The sequence below is a fragment of the Alkalinema pantanalense CENA528 genome (assembly GCF_050753345.1).
Classification (GTDB): domain Bacteria; phylum Cyanobacteriota; class Cyanobacteriia; order Leptolyngbyales; family Leptolyngbyaceae; genus Alkalinema; species Alkalinema pantanalense.
In genome coordinates this window covers 81,658-97,515 of the sequence record NZ_JBLZFX010000003.1, presented here as the reverse complement: position 1 = coordinate 97,515, position 15,858 = coordinate 81,658, and the positions used below count along the sequence as shown (strand labels likewise).

Genomic DNA, 15,858 nt, shown 5'->3' with positions numbered 1-15,858 from the left:
AGGTGCGAGTCTAGATCAGCCCCCATGAAAAAGCCAACCTTTGCCAGTCAAGAAGCCTGGACCCAAGCTGAAATTTTGATGCAGCCCGTTTTTATCCGCCTCATTGACAACTTGCGGAAATCTTTGGAAACCTCAAACTGGAAAGGCGACTATTGCGAAACCCTAGTTTGGCCGGACGGGGTATCCGAAGCCGATAAAAGCCGCTTTGACTTGCTCCAGCAAGAACTGAAGGGCACCCGATCGGTCGATCGCATCCTAGAACTGGAAGACGTTCTTGCAGAATTGCCTACCCCAGAAATTATTTACGAGCTTCACCTCAGCCACGGTGACCAAGTTGAGATCTGGGATCTATGGGATCTGTGTTACCGCATCTGTTTCCGAAAAGTCGATGAAGTCGATCGCGAAACCAGCCCTATGCCCGGTTCTACCGACGGCAGCGATCAGGCCAAGACGACCCTAGTCGAAGTAGACACCACTCTTCTAGAAGAGGGCGAAGTAGACTGGATTACTCTCGACGAAAAAACAAAATATATTCTCCAGGAAATGTTTGCCCAATTGCCATCCGTCCCCTAGCATTGACAGGTGGATAATTTGGATAATTTACGGGAGTCTGTCACGCCCCATGCTTCAAGATCTACGTCAATTACAAACCCAACAAGGGGCAAGCTTCGAGGATCAGGTTGCGGTCAGCTTTGGCCAAGATAGTACCGCGATCGCGGCTGCCCAAACGGCTGTTGCGCTTTACGATCGTAGCCATTGGGGGCGCATTGAAGTGAGTGATTCCGATCGGCTCAACTTCCTCCACAACCAAAGCACCAATACCCTCAAACTACGCCAACCCGGTGAAGGCTGCGACACCGTTTTGATCACCTCCACCGCCCGCACGATCGATCTTGCAACGGCTTACATCTTGGATCAATCTGTGCTTCTCACCGTCTCGCCCCAGATGACCGATCGCGTCCTGCAATTTCTCGATCGCTACATCTTTTTTGCGGATAAAGTCAAACTGACGGATGTGACTGAGCAAACGGCAATGTTTAGCCTAATTGGGCCAACCAGTCATGAAATCGTAGCGGCGATTGGTGCACCTGAATTATGCGATCAATCTGATGGAACACATAGACAAGCTAACATCGCAGGCTGCAATATCCGAATTGCGGTAGGGAGTGGCTTGGCAATTCCTGGATATACGCTATGGATGTCATCAGAGATGGCAGCAACCGTATGGGCTGCGTTAGTGGAAATGAAAATCGTTCCTCTAGGCGATCGAGGTTGGGAACAGCTACGAATTCAGCAAGGCCGCCCTGCAATCAACCACGAGCTCACGGAAGACTACAATCCCTTAGAGGCTGGGCTGTGGCACCTCATTTCCTTTAATAAAGGCTGCTATATCGGCCAAGAAACGATCGCCCGACTGGATACCTACAATGGCGTCAAACAACAACTTTGGGGGGTGCAGCTAGCCCAACCTGTAGACCTAGGAACACCAGTCTGTGTCGAGGCAGAAAAAGTTGGAAAAGTGACGAGTCTTGTTGCTGAGCCTTCAGGTACCTATCGTGGTTTGGTTTATGTTCGCACAAAAGCAGGAGGAGCAGGATTACGGGTTTCGATCGGTGAGGAGGTTGTAGATCTTTTGGATTTGCCTTACTTGACTCGTACAAAACAAAACTAACTATCCACCATGGCTTGTAGACAATGGGTATATCAAGCAGATATATCAAGCAATCATCATTTGAAATGGTTGGGGGGGCGTCGGTTGAAACTGGGGCGACGGAGACATTGCAAGGCGTTCCTCAGCAGTGATCTCTTTCAAAATTTCGATGATGATTAACCGATAGGCAACTTGTTGGATGCAAGCAACGGGTTTGTTTAATAACTTGGCCTGCTCCACGATCGATAATGATCCCGATGCAGTATCCCAAACTTTCCGTTCCAAACTGTCTAAGACAAATGGATGCGTTTGAGTTTCGCACCGTGCCAAAGCAGAGGTAGATCGGGGTAACTTATCTTCAAACGTAGCCCAATCTCGATCGCGCAATACTCGCAATCCCAGCAGTAATGCTTCTGCTAAAGAAATACTCAACCCAGTCATCTCCATCACTGGAGCTTCTACGCCTTCTACAAAATTGAAAGAGCCTAATTGGTACTTAAACAGAGTCCCAATGCGTTGCAAAACTTGGGCGTGGAATAGTAGTTTGATCTGCTCGGCTTGCAAAATGCCCTTTGATTTAAGAAACAATCCAAGGGGCCGATCGAGCTTAGAAAATTGCTGAAGTCGTGCAATAGTTGCCGGACTGAGCCAACGCCGTTGGGATAGCATTCCTAGCAAACAACCGATTTCCTGATCATCAGAAACTGCAACAATCCTCCCATAGGACAGCCAGATGCAACAGGAATGATCCGTAGTGTTCATTCCTAGATTATGACTGTTATGATTGCCGTCACTGTCATCTAGAGAAATCATCAAGAGCCCAGATTGACGATGTTGATGCAGGAAGCGAAATACCTGCACCAAGGAATAGGATGCGAGAGAACCTTCAAAACCCATATTTACCTAACAAAATCGTAAATTGTAAATAGTGGAAGGACAGGGAACAGAGGAAATTCAATTGCTTTAGCTATCAATTAAAGAGTTGAACTTCAGCAATATAGATACAATGCAATATAGATAAAACACTGTAGCTAGACTCAAGGTTAGAAATCAACTAAGACATCACTTAAGAAAATAAGCTCAAGCAGATGTATTGCCGATTTCATCACACTTTGAAAATATTGTTGAAGGCACTACTAAAAACTGTAGGAACACACGACTAGCCAACTGATAACTCAATATGTAAGAAGCTAAATACGATGAATGGAGAGTTCATTACTATCTGCTCCTAACAACTAAGTGGAGTAATGTATTACAGCCCTTTGCTTGACTGATTGATACAGCAACCCATGCTAGAACAGGCTTCAGACCTTGTATCTGTTCCTTGTCGTTACGCAATCTGCTGTAAATCCATTAAACTCAAATTGGAGAAGAATTGCATTGCAATTGGGCAGTCCTAATTCAATCCTGCTGTTCGCTTATTCCTCCTCAGTCAGTGATATAGTGTGAGCAAAACTTCTCTTCAAAGGAAGAGGCTAAATGCTCACACTATCCTGCTAACTTAATGGAGTAAATCAGTAAACGAGTAGTCTTTGAGTTCTTTTTTTATCATGTTCCACAAAAGTGAATATATGGTGAAATTGTGCAAGGAAGTCTGCGGTAACGAATGAACCAACGGTCTGTTCTAGATAATCTCCTCTACTAGCAAATCTTTCGATGCTAGCCATTCACGGTTAAACAATTTGGACTGATAGCGACTGCCTCCATCACATAGCACTGTTACGATCGTATGCCCTGGCCCCATTTGTTTCGCGAGTGCAACCGCTGCCCCCACATTAATGCCAACAGATCCGCCCATAAATAAACCGTCTTGTTGCAGGAGTTGGTAAATGATCCGAATGGCTTCGCGATCGTGCACCTGAATAGCATCGTCGATCGGAGCGCCTTCCATGTTGCCCGTAATGCGGCTATTCCCAATCCCTTCCGTCACTGAATTTCCTTCTAACTTGATTTCTCCAGTTTTCACATAACTGTACAGACCACTCCCCATGGGATCGGCTACTACGCACTGGATCTGCGGGTTTTGTTCCTTCAAATACAGTGCAACCCCTGCATAGGTTCCCCCTGTGCCCGTTGCTGCAACCCACCCATCTATCTGCCCATTGGTCTGCCGCCAAATCTCTGCCCCTGTCGTTTCATAATGGGCTAAGCGATTCGCCAAGTTGTCAAATTGATTCGCCCAAATGGCATTATCTAATTCAGCGGCAATCCGTCCAGAGAGACGCACATAGTTGTTAGGATCCTTGTAGGGCACGGCTGGAACTGTTCTGACTTCGGCCCCCAAGGTGCGAAGTAACTCAATTTTTTCCTGGGATTGTGTGTCAGGAATGATAATTAAGCATTTATAGCCCTTGGCATTGCAAATATGAGCAAGCCCGATGCCAGTGTTGCCTGCGGTTCCTTCTACCACAGTCCCACCCGGTTTAAGTAAGCCTTTGCGTTCGGCATCTTCAATGATGTAAAGGGCCGCGCGATCCTTCACCGATCCCCCTGGATTCAAGAACTCGGCCTTGCCTAGAATTTCGCACCCCGTTTCGTCACTCACACTATTCAGACGAATTAGCGGTGTGTTACCCACAGTGCCAACGAATCCTTTCTTGATGTCCATGCTGAAAATTACCTGTTTTTTCCCTATCAGCATTGTGCGCCATGACGGCCCATGGGAAAAGTTCGATCGGCTAGGGATTGCATAAAAAAGGACTGAAAAGGATGAACTGGGAGAAATGATTAACTTCTCATGGGTTCGTCCCTTTCAGTCATTGCCACCAATCTAGGGTGGATGGAGAATCAAAATTATCCTAGAGATCTGAGCCAGACAACCGACTCAGCTAAATCAACCACTATGCATTGACAAATGTCAAAATTTCTTGATCGGTTCACTAGCTTGCTGCCCTAGATGGAACCCCTAGACATGAGCCAAGAAGCGGGTGTATTGGCTACAGCTCAGCGCTAAAGCAACTTGCTGGGCAGATAGATGTAAAAGGATCAACTCATCTTGACGAAGATTAGCGGGCTGAAGCCAGTGCAGTGACAGCACCGCCAAGACTTCGTTCCGTAGGGTAATGGGAACCACAATGTGAGATTGGATCCCTGAACTAGCATAGTGGGACTGAGCTGACAGTGCTTCATCATCGGCAATATTTGTTGCCACTTGCATCTTGCCGCTAGACATTGCTGCTTTGACTAAGGAATCTTGAGCTAGCCAATTTTCAGTGGTGCCATAACTGCTATATCGGCTGCTATCTTCTGTCAGAACTGCATTATCCACAAGGTGCAATACTGCTGCATCGGCATGAAAGCTCATACAAAATGCTTCTGCGATCGGTGCCAACGTGGTTTCTAGGCTATTGGCATCCTGCGCGACCCGAACGATCGTCGCAAGGAGAGCTGTTTGAGCCTGCGATCGCCGGAGTTCTTCCGTTCGCTGTTTTAACAATTCATAGGTTTCTGCGGCTCTTTGTACCACAGTTTTAAGTTCTTCAGGATCCCACGGCTTAGTAATGTACTTATAGACTTGTCCTGAGTTAATCGCTTCAACTAAATCTTCAACATCAGTAAACCCCGTGAGGATGATCCGAACGGTATCGGGAAATTCCGGTACTGTGCGACTGAGAAATTCTGTCCCTTTCATCTCTGGCATTCTTTGGTCAGAGATAATAACAGCAACTTCTCCTTCACGAGCTAGGACTTCGAGGGCTTTGATTCCACTTTCTGCCTTGAGAACCTGAAAATCGCGGCGAAAGGTGCGATACAGCAAATCTAAGTTATCGGGCTCATCGTCAACTACAAGCATCTTGGCCTTTTTAGGCCGATCGAGGTTCATGAATTGGCGACTGACGCTCTCTAGGTCTGGAATTGTATATTCCATTACAGTCTTTCTCCTTGGCAACACTGGAATCAGGTCTAAGCCTGATCCGTCCATCTATCTATCCTAGTGATTCAACCGAAAGGCACTAGTGCTAGAGTAGCCCATAGTTGAGATTCCCTAGCCAAGATCCCTTATTGTATAGTCTTGCCAATTTCTTGAACTTTGTAACAGCCTTCCTGGAAAGTCTTCTTCTCCTCACAACAGAGTCTCCAATTCAGACTTTGATCCCGACTTGAATTAAACCGACTTGAATAAATAAGGTGCCACCCTTGGGGGTAACTAGCCAGTTGCTAGTTAGAGAACGCCAGCTTATGTCCAAACCTGATTAACATCAGGTTGATAAATTCGTGGGGTAGATCGATCGTCGGGTCTGCTTCGCAGCAGAAATTAGGGAACTGATCGATGCCCCCTGCTTTGTCGGGGGATAGAGTCCCTCGACCCCCGCAAGTGAACAGGATAGGGGATTTTGTGAGGGCCACGCTTGTTGGTAGAACTTACGTGATTCAGCCTAAAAGTAAAGAGGATGAGAACATCATCCTCTTTCTCAAATTGATGAAACCTACTGAAGGACATCAAACTGACTAAAGTACATCAAACCTACTGAAGGACAACGGGCGCAGGTTGAACGATCGCTTCTCGCAAAGCTAAGGGTTCCTGGCTGGCCCCTTGGGCTAAGGCGGGTACATTGCTCCGGAGTTTTTCGGTCAGTTGCACTGTTTTGGAATCGTAAATTTGGGTCAATAGCTTGGGATAAAAGCCAATGCCGATGATTGGTACGAGCAAGCAAGCAATGATAAAGACTTCCCGAGGTTCAGCATCAATTAGCACTTGGTGGGAGACCAGTTCATTGTTTTCTGGTCCATAGAAAATCTCCCGCAGCATGGAGAGGAGGTAAATGGGGGTCAAAATCACCCCGATCGCAGCGAGAAGAACAATGATGATGCGGAAGGTTAGTGAGTAGGCATCACTGGTGGCAAAGCCGACGAAGACCATGAGTTCCGCCACAAATCCGCTCATCCCAGGTAAGGCCAAGGATGCTAAGGAACAAGCCGTGAACATGGAGAAAATTTTCGGCATTTTTTGACCTACACCGCCCATTTCGTCCAGCATCAGGGTGTGGGTACGATCGTAGGTTGCTCCAACTAAGAAGAAGAGGCTGGCTCCGATTAATCCGTGGGAAACCATTTGCAACACAGCCCCACTTAAGCCCAAATCGGTAAAAGAAGCGATCCCGATCGTTACAAATCCCATATGGGAGATGGAGGAATAGGCAATCTTGCGTTTGAGGTTGCGCTGGGCAAAGGAGGTCAGGGCAGCGTAGATGATATTCACTACCCCTAGAATGACGAGCACCGGGGCAATAATGCCATGGGCACCGGGTAGCATTTCTGCATTCATGCGGACGATCGCATAACCGCCCATTTTGAGCAGAATGCCCGCTAACAACATGTGAACGGGGGCCGTTGCCTCCCCGTGGGCATCAGGTAGCCAAGTGTGCAGGGGAATAATCGGCAGTTTGACCGCGTAGGCAATTAGAAAGGCCCCGTACATCCACAGTTGGAAATTAACCGGAAAGTCTTTCGCCATCAGCGATCGCATATCAAAGGTAACCGTATCGCCATAAAAGGCCATCGCGAGGGCAGCGACCAAAATAAAAAGGGATCCGCCTGCCGTATAGAGAATAAATTTAGTAGCTGCGTAGAGTCGTTTTTTCCCACCCCAGATGGAGAGCATAAGGTAAACGGGAATCAACTCCATTTCCCAAGCCAGGAAAAATAACAGCATATCCTGCACGGCAAACACCATGATTTGGCCGCCGTACATGATGAGCATGAGGAAATAAAACAGCTTGGGCTTAAAGCTGACGGGCCAAGACGCCAGAATGGCCAAGGTGGTGATGAAGCTTGTCAGCAGAATTAGGGGCATGGACAGGCCATCCGCTCCCACCGACCAGTTGAGATCCAGTTGCGGTACCCAAGCATAGCGCTCGAAGAGTTGCAGGTCTGGATTATTGAGGTCGAACCCCAGGTAGAAGGCTGCGACGGTCAATATGAAATCAATCAGCCCGACAATCAATGCATACCAGCGGACAGTTTTACCGTCTTTGTCTGGGATGAAGGGGATCAGCAGCGAGGCCGTGATCGGAAACAAAATGATTGTCGTCAGCCAGGGAAAGTTAGCTGTCAACATGGGAGTCTTCGGGTTCGATGTGAGCCTATTAGCAGTAGAGAATCCGCATTGGAAAAGCCTTAGCTTGCAGTTGAGATCGATCTACCCGCTAATAGTTAAGTTGCAATCTATAACAAGCTTTTACCGCCTGTTAGGAAAATTCTAAACACTCAGAAACGAAAGGCTAAAAAATTGCAGTACTTCTTCAAGTTTTACAGAACTTCATAGAAAGATTGCTAGGGTTTTGTGGATTGATAGGACGTAAACCGCAGGTTGAGGCGATCACACAAACTTCTAACGATCCCAATTCACCAGAAACCCCACAGAAAGTTCCATAAAATTTAATGTTTGCTAAAAATGCAGAACGATCGCTCTCACAGCGATCGTTCTTGGAATAGAAGACTTAATCAATCTACGAGATGACTCGTATTGTGCCTCTACATCATGGGTTATTGCCCAAAGGCTATCCTGTGATCCCTGAGACAATCACAAAGCCCAAAACTGCCCCGAAAATGATGAGTGCATAGAATTGCGCCCGTCCATTCTCAAAGTATTTCAAGCCTTCCCCCGTCAGCAAGGTGACCAAACCCGTTAAGTTGACTACCCCATCGACTACCTTATAGTCCACTTCCAAGACTTGGCGAGCGATACGACGGGATCCTTTCACAAAGACCGCATCATAAATTTCGTCAAAGTACCACTTGTTCTTAGACAGGTTGTACAGGCTAGGGAATTTCTCAGCGATGCTAGCGGGATCAATCTTTTTCTGGAGGTACATCATCAGCGCGATCGTGATACCAATCAGGCCAATGCCCACTGAGCTACCGCCCATGATCAAGAATTCCGGCAGATCCACTGCTTCTTGATGGAACACTTCACCCGGTGCATGGATGAAGGCTTCAAAGTAGTTGGCAAAGGGGGTTCCTAACAAACCAATCCCGATGGAAGGCACTGCCAAAACCATCAAGGGCAGCGTCATTGTAATGGGAGACTCATGGGGTTTGCTGGCATGGTGATCATCATGATGATCATGGCCATGATCTGCTTTGGCACTCAGTTCCTTGGAATGCATCGCGCCAGGGCCAGCGGCAATGCCCATGCGGCGCAGTTGTTCCCCTTCGATCACATTCAGCACCGCAGCATCTTGCCCTCGGAAGTCGCCCTCAAAGGTGCTGAAATACATACGGAACATGTAGAACGCCGTGATCCCAGCGGTGATAAATCCAACACCCCAGAGGGCAGGATTGGCTTCGTAGGCTTGGTGCAAAATTTCGTCCTTCGACCAGAATCCCGCAAAGGGCGGAATCCCGCAAATCGCCAGCGTCCCAATCAAAAAGGTGATGGCGGTGATGGGCATGTATTTTCGCAATCCACCCATCAATCGCATGTCTTGGGCATAGGCTGGATTGTGGCCAACCACGCCTTCCATGCCATGGATCACGGAACCTGATCCCAAGAACAGCATGGCTTTGAAGTAGGCATGGGTCATCAGGTGAAATAAACCAGCACTATAAGCTCCGACGCCCATGGCCATGACCATGTAGCCCAACTGCGACATGGTGGAGTAGGCCAGCCCTTTCTTGATGTCGTTTTGTGTAATTGCGGTCGTAGCTCCGATGAAGGCAGTAATCGCACCCGTCCAAGCAATAACATCCATTGCCACTGGAATGTGCTCGAAGACGGGAAACATGCGGGCAATCAGAAACACACCAGCGGCCACCATCGTGGCTGCATGAATAAGCGCAGAAATCGGCGTTGGACCTTCCATTGCGTCTGGCAGCCAGACATGGAGGGGAAATTGGGCAGACTTGGCGACGGGGCCGAGAAAGACCAGGATGGCTAACAGGGCGGCTAGTCCACCGCTGACGGTGCCATTGGCTACGAGATCCTGGAGTCGCTCGCCGATCGTGCCAAAGTCAAAGCTGCGGGTACACCAGTACAGCCCGAGGATGCCAAGTAGCAAGCCAAAGTCACCCACACGGTTGGTCACAAATGCCTTTTGGCAAGCATCTGCTGCGGGTTTACGATCGAACCAAAAACCAATCAGCAGGTAGGAACACATCCCCACCAGTTCCCAGAACACATAAACTTGCACTAGGTTCGGGCTGATCACCAAACCCAGCATTGAGGAACTAAATAAACTTAAATAGGCATAAAACCGGACATAACTGGGGTCGTGGGACATGTAGCCATCGGTGTAAATCATCACCAAAAAGGCTACGGTCGTCACCACGACCAACATCATTGAGGTGAGGGCATCGATCGTATAGCCCATTTGCAGGTGGAAATCCCCCGCTGCTGCCCATTCAATCATGCGGGTATAGGGAGCATGGCCCTGCCACTGGCTCCACAAAATACTGAAGGACAGAACCATCGCTGTGCCGATCAGCGACACGATAAACGTGGAGGTCGCCTTCCGCAGACGGTTCATGTCTTTGTTGAAGGAGATTAGACCCAAACCCACCAGCATTGCCCCCATCAGAGGTAATACCGGAATGATCCAGGCGTACTCATAGATCGGTTCCATTACTCACGCCTAATTGAAGTGACTATTCTTCCATACATACCCTTAATAGCCTATCCCACATCACAAAAAAGGTAGGCAATCTTGCCCACCCTTTTGCGATCGTATTCATGGCTAGTGGATGAGGGATAGAACCTTCTCTAGAGACGATTTGACTTCATCTTTGCGGTGAAGTTGCTCGATGCGGTGTAAAAGTCGCCCTTCTTTGAAAACTAAGACCGTTGGCAAATTCGTAATTCGATAGCTACTTGTTAATCTGAGATTCTCATCAGCATTGATCCCCACCAACTTCAGGGACTCCCCAAACTCCGATCGAACTCGTTCCAAGGCCGGTTCAATCATACGGCAGACCCCACACCAGGGTGCCCAGAAATGAACTAAAACAGGGGTTGAAGATTGGAGAACCTCTTGGGCAAATGCCTGCTCATTAATAACCGATGGCATAGCTTGTTAAGCACTTTTACTATTCCTTAGGGATCAGTCTACCAGGGTGTTTCACATTTTCGCTACGTGGAATCATGATGTCTAATGCGCAGCAAAATATTTCAACCCTGCAATTGCACAATTGTCAGAAGATCCCGTGTCAGAAGATCCTGAAGAGATGCTAAAGGGTTGGCTAAATGATTTTCCGCCATCGGTAGAGTTTTCTTGACTCAGACCTAACCAGTCAGAATGTCCTCTGTCCAGAATCTTCTCCCTCAGAATCTACCAATACAGTCGGCTCGTGCCCTGAATGAGCAAGGGATGTAACCACCAGAACAAGAGAACAAAGCCGCCGACGCCCACATAGGCCGGTCGCAGAAATTCTTGCCATTTGAGACTTTGGTGACCCTGCAAAATGGCCAAAAACGGGATCACAGAAGTACGATCTTTGACCTGATTAAAGGCTTCCCCATAGCGCTGGGCTAAGCGGCGATCGCCATGCCATACCGCAAATAAATGGTGCGCGACTAACCCTGCACAGGTCACGACCATAAAGCTTGTACCTAACCACAACAGATGGGCAAAACACCAAATTACTTGCCCTACCATCTGGGGATGGCGGCTGATTCGAATAATGCCTGTTTCGTAAAGATGAACTTGTGGCTTTTTAAGGGCGGCCACTTCCAGCAAATTAAAGGTGGCGGGGTAGAGGAATAGGAAGGAAATTGCCGACAAGATCCAAACCGTTGTCTGTATGCCAGGAACGCCCTGGAGATTCCATAGTTGCGCCCCATCGTAACGATGATTGAAAAAATAAATCACCATGGGAACCGCCAACCCCAGGCTGGCTAAGGCAAACACAATGCGATAGGCCCGCGCCCCAATTTTGGCTTCCCCGATCGATCGGAGGGCGGCCAGCCCACTGTGGACGATCGCAAAGCAGACGAGAAATCCCAGAATCACGAAGTGGCTAGGCGTTAACCAATCCAAGGCCATGGAGGTATGTTGAGTAAATGAGTTCGGGGATCTAGTTTAGAGCATAGGCCGTCCCATTTCGTTATATTTCTTCATCTTTGTTGAAGAGATTCTCAGATGAGCTGATTAACGGCAGCGGCTGATTGAACCTGGGCAGCGGGAGATTGGGGCTCGATCGGGCGTTGAATTTTAGACTGGAATCCCCCCGCCTTGTCTAACAAGCAGCCCTGACCTTGCGCGTCGAGAACGATCGTTCCTTGCTCTGTATTGATCACATGCTGGGGATTGATATTGAGAGCAATGCGACGAATTGTAAAAGGTTTGAACTGAATGAATAGGATGCTGGTTCGATCTCCTGCCTCGGTGGCCCAGACTTGATAGGGTGTGGATCCAGACCAGAGTTGTTGAAGATCGAGGTCTAGCCGGAGATCTCCCACGCGCTTTCCCCGCCGATTGATAATTAGTAGTTGCGTGGTGGGACTGATCCCAGGGGCTTGCGGTTGCCGCTGACTCCGGATCACGATCGCGAGATGTTTGCTGCTGAGTGGGACGATTTGCACGACGCATTCTCTGGCGATCGGGGTCGGCAATTTTAAGCTGTAGCGTGATTGGTAATGGTTGCCCGATCGAATTTCAAGCTGTCCTGTAGTTGTTTCTAAGGTTGCCCTCCAATGGCCCTGGAGTGAATGGGCATAGATCGTTTGCGTGGCATCACCTGTGAGGGAAGGCTGACTCGACGGTAAGGGAGTAGGTGGAACCCAGCTAATGGTGGGTAGAGTCTGCCATTCGACGATTTGCCTTTCAACTAATGGTGCAAGCCAGGGTTGGGGCAGATGATTGAGAGAATGGGAGGGGGCAGACTCAGCCTGTTGCATTTGTTGGAGTGCGACCAACATCTCCCCTGCGGACTGAAACCGTTGGGCTTGCAGCTTAGCCAGCGCTTTACGCAGAAAGCGTTGTAATGCCTCAGGGATGTTGCCTGGAAAACAGACGGCCTGACTGAAATGGGCGGCCATTAAGGCTCCAGGCGTACCCGTAAAGGGTCGATCGCCCACCAACATTTCATAGAGCAAGACCCCGACTGCATAGGTGTCTGCTGTCATGGACTGCTGCCCATAAAAACGCTCAGGAGCCATATAGGCTGGGGATCCTGTGAAACCACTGTGGGGCGTTAACTCTTGGCTTAATCGGGCAATTCCAAAGTCCGACAGTCGCGCTGTCCAGCCTTGGTCATGGAGATGCAGCAGAATATTTTCTGGCTTGATATCGCAATGGATAATGCCACAGGCATGGGCGTGGGCCAATCCCGCGAGAATATCTTCCACGATCGACAGTGCGAGGGTGATCGGTAAGGATCCGTAGGCATCCAGTAGGTTACGCAACGTTCCCCCCTCACAGTAATCCATCACGAGATAACGCCCGGTGGGAGAATGCTCACAGGCCCAGCAGGTCACAATATTGGGATGGTGCAATGTGAGTAAAAAGCGTAACTCACGCAGAAACTGATGGGTCGGAAAACGAACGGGATCTAATTCCTTGAGGGCCACTAGCTGTCCGGTCGATCGATGTATTGCACAGTGGACACGACCAAACTGTCCCCGACCGATTAGCCCAAGGAGTCTGTATTTGGAGCTTTTTTTTTGCGTAGCCACAATCAGTGCTCCTCAGCATATTGGGGTAATACACTCAGTTTGGACAAGACACCGAATTTACTTGCTAGACTGTCCCCGGTCAAAGATCGCGCATGTTAACCGAATCTTTAAAAATCCGCTTAGCCGCACAAACGAGGCATGATGGAATTATGGTCAAGGCCGTTTTCTACCATGGCTTCAGCCGATTCCAAACGTTTACGCAACCCAATCACAAAGGTATTGCATTCTGCGCCTAAGGATTCACAATCGGTTTGCACACAATGGAGGTCGCGCCCAGTCAGTTGGCTAAAAAAGGAGGATAAAACCCCGGCTTCCAGGGAGCAGGCTGGCAAAGATTGCCCTTCTAAGCCGTGGTCTGCAAAGCTCGAGTTTTGCGTTTTGATGATCAAAAAGCCCCGCTGATGATAGGTTTGGTCAAATTCTAGCTTGCCCCAACCATAGGTGGCCCAACAATTGCGTAGACATTGCAAAAATTCTGCCATGCTCATATCCACGATCGGTGCACTGTAGTAGTTAGAGACCTCATCCCGGAAGCGATTGTAGAAGTTTTTGCCCCACCAGCGACCACAGTTGAATAGAACGAGGCGAGAAGCTTGTCCTGTTTCTTGGTTCAGGCCAGAGTAAATCGCTTGGATCAAACTCTTGGGAATTGCCAACAGTCGATCGCCCCGTCGATTCTCTAGTAGCCCCATTTCCAAGTCGCCTCGAAAATAGGCTTGGTTGGCGTAGTAGTTTCCTGGCAATGTATTTTTGACCAGTAGATCCTCAACAGAAATCATGGCTGATAAATGTCCGCAATATGTGATTAGGTCATTGCAAAAGATTCATGGAAAACATCAAGAAGATTTCCTAGGCTAACGGGTTTAGTCTAGAAAATCCCTGCAACGGTTAATAAGGAATCTTCTTCACTCGATACAACGCCGTGGTGCACTTTGCTGAAGAAAGGCTCAAATAACCGCATTTGATTAGCATTCAAGATCTGGTTGAGATGATCTCGAATTAACGGATAAAGGACGCGATCGATTGATTGGGTATTGTAAATTTGGCTGGTTTCCTCCAACCAAGTTAACAGGCGTTCCTCTAGATAGCGTTCATCCTGCATCAACATCGCCATGGCACAGTGCCGAACTGCCAGAATTCCTGCTTTTAGGCTTTGTTCTAGCCGTTCTACGGTTTCCCCACTGAATTGTGATTGCAGTTCATCCGCTACCTTTTGCATGATTGGAATTTCGCGATCGCGGAGGGTGCGATAGGCTGCGAGTCGCTCCGGCAAAGATTTCATGTACTGATTCATCTCTGCTAAGGTGTCTGGCGGAATATACCCATTTTCAGCTTCATCAAACAGCGTTTCAATCACAGGATGCATGGCTCAAACTCCTTTAAAACAAATCTGAAAAATCGGTGAGGGTAAATTTCGGTTCTTTATCGCTGGCATCATCCGCATCACCTAACAGATCGTCGAGCGCAGTTAACTCAGTCGGTAGCGCATTCACATCTACCATGATGGCTCCCTCCCAATTCACCGCTGTCATAAACTGGCTGACTGTCAAGCTCAGAGGCAGGGGTGAGTTGGGATCAACGCCGGTCGGTTGACTCGATGTCCCTAGCGATCGCGATCGCTGACTTTCTTCAATCCCCTCCCAATTTACCTGACTCAAAAAACGCTGTACTGGCGTCAGAAGCCAGTCTTGGGGCAAGGTCGGTTCAGCAAAACCCATCATTTTAATTCTCCGGAACGCAGGCGTTTTTCAATGTCTTTTGCGGTTGCGCCTTCATTCATCCAAAAGGCTGCTGCATCAATGCGCTCCTTCCCACCAAGCAAAAACTTGCAATAGGTTTCGCCCATGGAGTAACACTGAATTTCAATGCAGCTCAGTTGTTTTTTCACCATTTCGGTAAAGAAGCCAGCAAACAGCCCTGCGTAGAGAAAACAAACGGGTTTACCCACATCCCCCAGGGTTCGAGCGACCGCAGAGTCAAATAAGTTGATGAACATAAAACCTTGGCGACGATCGCCGAGATCGACTTCCCACCGACCCCAGCCCTGGGCAGTAAACGGCCACCACCAAGTTTCTAGGAGAAACATCAAACTTGTTTGGCGGACAGGACGATCGAATTCCTTCTCAAACCATTTTTCGAAAAAGAAGGCATCTTTCTGACCCCACTCACAACCGATCGTGTACATCGTTGCAGCGGAAGCGGTTCCTACTTCCTCTTCCAACCCTTCCACTAAGCCGATGATAAAATCTTCGGTCGCCATGATGTTTTGGCTATTGTTCCAATCCACGATCGTGCCCTTGTCAGGATCGAATTGAAAGAAATCCTGAAACCCGTAATGGTTATGTTTCTTGGGATTAGTGCGTTTCGCAGAACTCTGGTGAATCAGTGTCACAGTCATCGTAATGCCTCAGAATGTTCCTTAAGAATGCTTCAGAATGAACTTCAAGCAGGATTGCTGAAAGTGGATGTGCGAAGAGGAAAGGGACTGGTGTAAATACTAGGCTGTGTGAAATGCTAGGCTGCGTGGAATGCTAGGCAAATAAACGATTGCGCAAAATTAGACCAGGCAAAGTTAGGCTAAGCAAAATTAGGCTAG

General features: G+C 48.4%; 14 protein-coding genes. 2 read left to right on the top strand and 12 right to left on the bottom strand.

The features are described from left to right. The first annotated feature begins 24 nt into the window (after positions 1 to 24). On the top strand, positions 25 to 573 hold the full coding sequence (locus ACN4EG_RS01725) for a hypothetical protein (protein WP_431627430.1): 549 nt from the start codon (positions 25 to 27) through the stop codon (positions 571 to 573). Between the two features lie 49 nt (positions 574 to 622). Next, a complete protein-coding gene (gene ygfZ, locus ACN4EG_RS01720) occupies positions 623 to 1,672 on the top strand; it encodes a CAF17-like 4Fe-4S cluster assembly/insertion protein YgfZ (protein ID WP_431627429.1) in 1,050 nt (349 codons plus the stop codon). A 45-nt stretch (positions 1,673 to 1,717) separates the two neighbouring features. On the opposite strand, the gene ACN4EG_RS01715 is transcribed toward ygfZ, so the two are convergent. From ACN4EG_RS01715 to ACN4EG_RS01660, 12 genes are all read right to left on the bottom strand, one after another. Continuing rightward, positions 1,718 to 2,548, bottom strand: a complete 831-nt coding sequence (locus ACN4EG_RS01715) for a DUF4388 domain-containing protein (RefSeq protein WP_431627428.1) — start codon at positions 2,546 to 2,548, stop codon at positions 1,718 to 1,720. Between the two features lie 727 nt (positions 2,549 to 3,275). Beyond that, positions 3,276 to 4,259: a cysteine synthase A gene (locus tag ACN4EG_RS01710; protein ID WP_431627427.1), complete on the bottom strand. Its 984-nt coding sequence runs from the start codon at positions 4,257 to 4,259 to the stop codon at positions 3,276 to 3,278. Between the two features lie 297 nt (positions 4,260 to 4,556). After that, on the bottom strand, positions 4,557 to 5,519 hold the full coding sequence (locus tag ACN4EG_RS01705) for a response regulator (RefSeq protein ID WP_431627426.1): 963 nt from the start codon (positions 5,517 to 5,519) through the stop codon (positions 4,557 to 4,559). Positions 5,520 to 6,116: 597 nt separating this feature from the next. Continuing rightward, the gene (locus tag ACN4EG_RS01700) at positions 6,117 to 7,709 is read right to left on the bottom strand and encodes an NAD(P)H-quinone oxidoreductase subunit 4 (protein ID WP_431627425.1); all 1,593 of its coding nucleotides are present in this window, start codon (positions 7,707 to 7,709) and stop codon (positions 6,117 to 6,119) included. A 442-nt stretch (positions 7,710 to 8,151) separates the two neighbouring features. After that, on the bottom strand, positions 8,152 to 10,215 hold the full coding sequence (locus tag ACN4EG_RS01695) for an NAD(P)H-quinone oxidoreductase subunit 5 (RefSeq protein WP_431627424.1): 2,064 nt from the start codon (positions 10,213 to 10,215) through the stop codon (positions 8,152 to 8,154). 111 nt (positions 10,216 to 10,326) lie between these two features. Next, positions 10,327 to 10,656, bottom strand: a complete 330-nt coding sequence (locus ACN4EG_RS01690; RefSeq protein WP_431627423.1) for a thioredoxin family protein — start codon at positions 10,654 to 10,656, stop codon at positions 10,327 to 10,329. 261 nt (positions 10,657 to 10,917) lie between these two features. Further along, a complete protein-coding gene (locus ACN4EG_RS01685; RefSeq protein ID WP_431627422.1) occupies positions 10,918 to 11,631 on the bottom strand; it encodes an NnrU family protein in 714 nt (237 codons plus the stop codon). Positions 11,632 to 11,723: 92 nt separating this feature from the next. Continuing rightward, positions 11,724 to 13,262: a serine/threonine-protein kinase gene (locus tag ACN4EG_RS01680; protein ID WP_431627421.1), complete on the bottom strand. Its 1,539-nt coding sequence runs from the start codon at positions 13,260 to 13,262 to the stop codon at positions 11,724 to 11,726. Between the two features lie 119 nt (positions 13,263 to 13,381). Next, complete coding sequence (locus ACN4EG_RS01675; RefSeq protein WP_431627420.1) at positions 13,382 to 14,041, bottom strand: V4R domain-containing protein; 660 nt, start codon at positions 14,039 to 14,041, stop codon at positions 13,382 to 13,384. Between the two features lie 89 nt (positions 14,042 to 14,130). After that, positions 14,131 to 14,628: a globin family protein gene (locus tag ACN4EG_RS01670; protein WP_431627419.1), complete on the bottom strand. Its 498-nt coding sequence runs from the start codon at positions 14,626 to 14,628 to the stop codon at positions 14,131 to 14,133. Between the two features lie 13 nt (positions 14,629 to 14,641). Further along, positions 14,642 to 14,983: a hypothetical protein gene (locus ACN4EG_RS01665; protein ID WP_431627418.1), complete on the bottom strand. Its 342-nt coding sequence runs from the start codon at positions 14,981 to 14,983 to the stop codon at positions 14,642 to 14,644. Continuing rightward, the gene (locus tag ACN4EG_RS01660; protein WP_431627417.1) at positions 14,980 to 15,660 is read right to left on the bottom strand and encodes a V4R domain-containing protein; all 681 of its coding nucleotides are present in this window, start codon (positions 15,658 to 15,660) and stop codon (positions 14,980 to 14,982) included. Before ACN4EG_RS01660 ends, ACN4EG_RS01665 begins: the two co-directional genes overlap by 4 nt. Positions 15,661 to 15,858 lie beyond the last annotated feature (198 nt).

Coding starts and splice junctions, on each gene's coding strand:
- ACN4EG_RS01725 (WP_431627430.1), top strand. CDS start 25: ATGAAAAAGCCAACCTTTGCCAGTCAAGAAGCCTGGACCCAAGCTGAA.
- ygfZ (WP_431627429.1), top strand. CDS start 623: ATGCTTCAAGATCTACGTCAATTACAAACCCAACAAGGGGCAAGCTTC.
- ACN4EG_RS01715 (WP_431627428.1), bottom strand. CDS start 2,548: ATGGGTTTTGAAGGTTCTCTCGCATCCTATTCCTTGGTGCAGGTATTT.
- ACN4EG_RS01710 (WP_431627427.1), bottom strand. CDS start 4,259: ATGGACATCAAGAAAGGATTCGTTGGCACTGTGGGTAACACACCGCTA.
- ACN4EG_RS01705 (WP_431627426.1), bottom strand. CDS start 5,519: ATGGAATATACAATTCCAGACCTAGAGAGCGTCAGTCGCCAATTCATG.
- ACN4EG_RS01700 (WP_431627425.1), bottom strand. CDS start 7,709: ATGTTGACAGCTAACTTTCCCTGGCTGACGACAATCATTTTGTTTCCG.
- ACN4EG_RS01695 (WP_431627424.1), bottom strand. CDS start 10,215: ATGGAACCGATCTATGAGTACGCCTGGATCATTCCGGTATTACCTCTG.
- ACN4EG_RS01690 (WP_431627423.1), bottom strand. CDS start 10,656: ATGCCATCGGTTATTAATGAGCAGGCATTTGCCCAAGAGGTTCTCCAA.
- ACN4EG_RS01685 (WP_431627422.1), bottom strand. CDS start 11,631: ATGGCCTTGGATTGGTTAACGCCTAGCCACTTCGTGATTCTGGGATTT.
- ACN4EG_RS01675 (WP_431627420.1), bottom strand. CDS start 14,041: ATGATTTCTGTTGAGGATCTACTGGTCAAAAATACATTGCCAGGAAAC.
- ACN4EG_RS01670 (WP_431627419.1), bottom strand. CDS start 14,628: ATGCATCCTGTGATTGAAACGCTGTTTGATGAAGCTGAAAATGGGTAT.
- ACN4EG_RS01665 (WP_431627418.1), bottom strand. CDS start 14,983: ATGATGGGTTTTGCTGAACCGACCTTGCCCCAAGACTGGCTTCTGACG.
- ACN4EG_RS01660 (WP_431627417.1), bottom strand. CDS start 15,660: ATGACTGTGACACTGATTCACCAGAGTTCTGCGAAACGCACTAATCCC.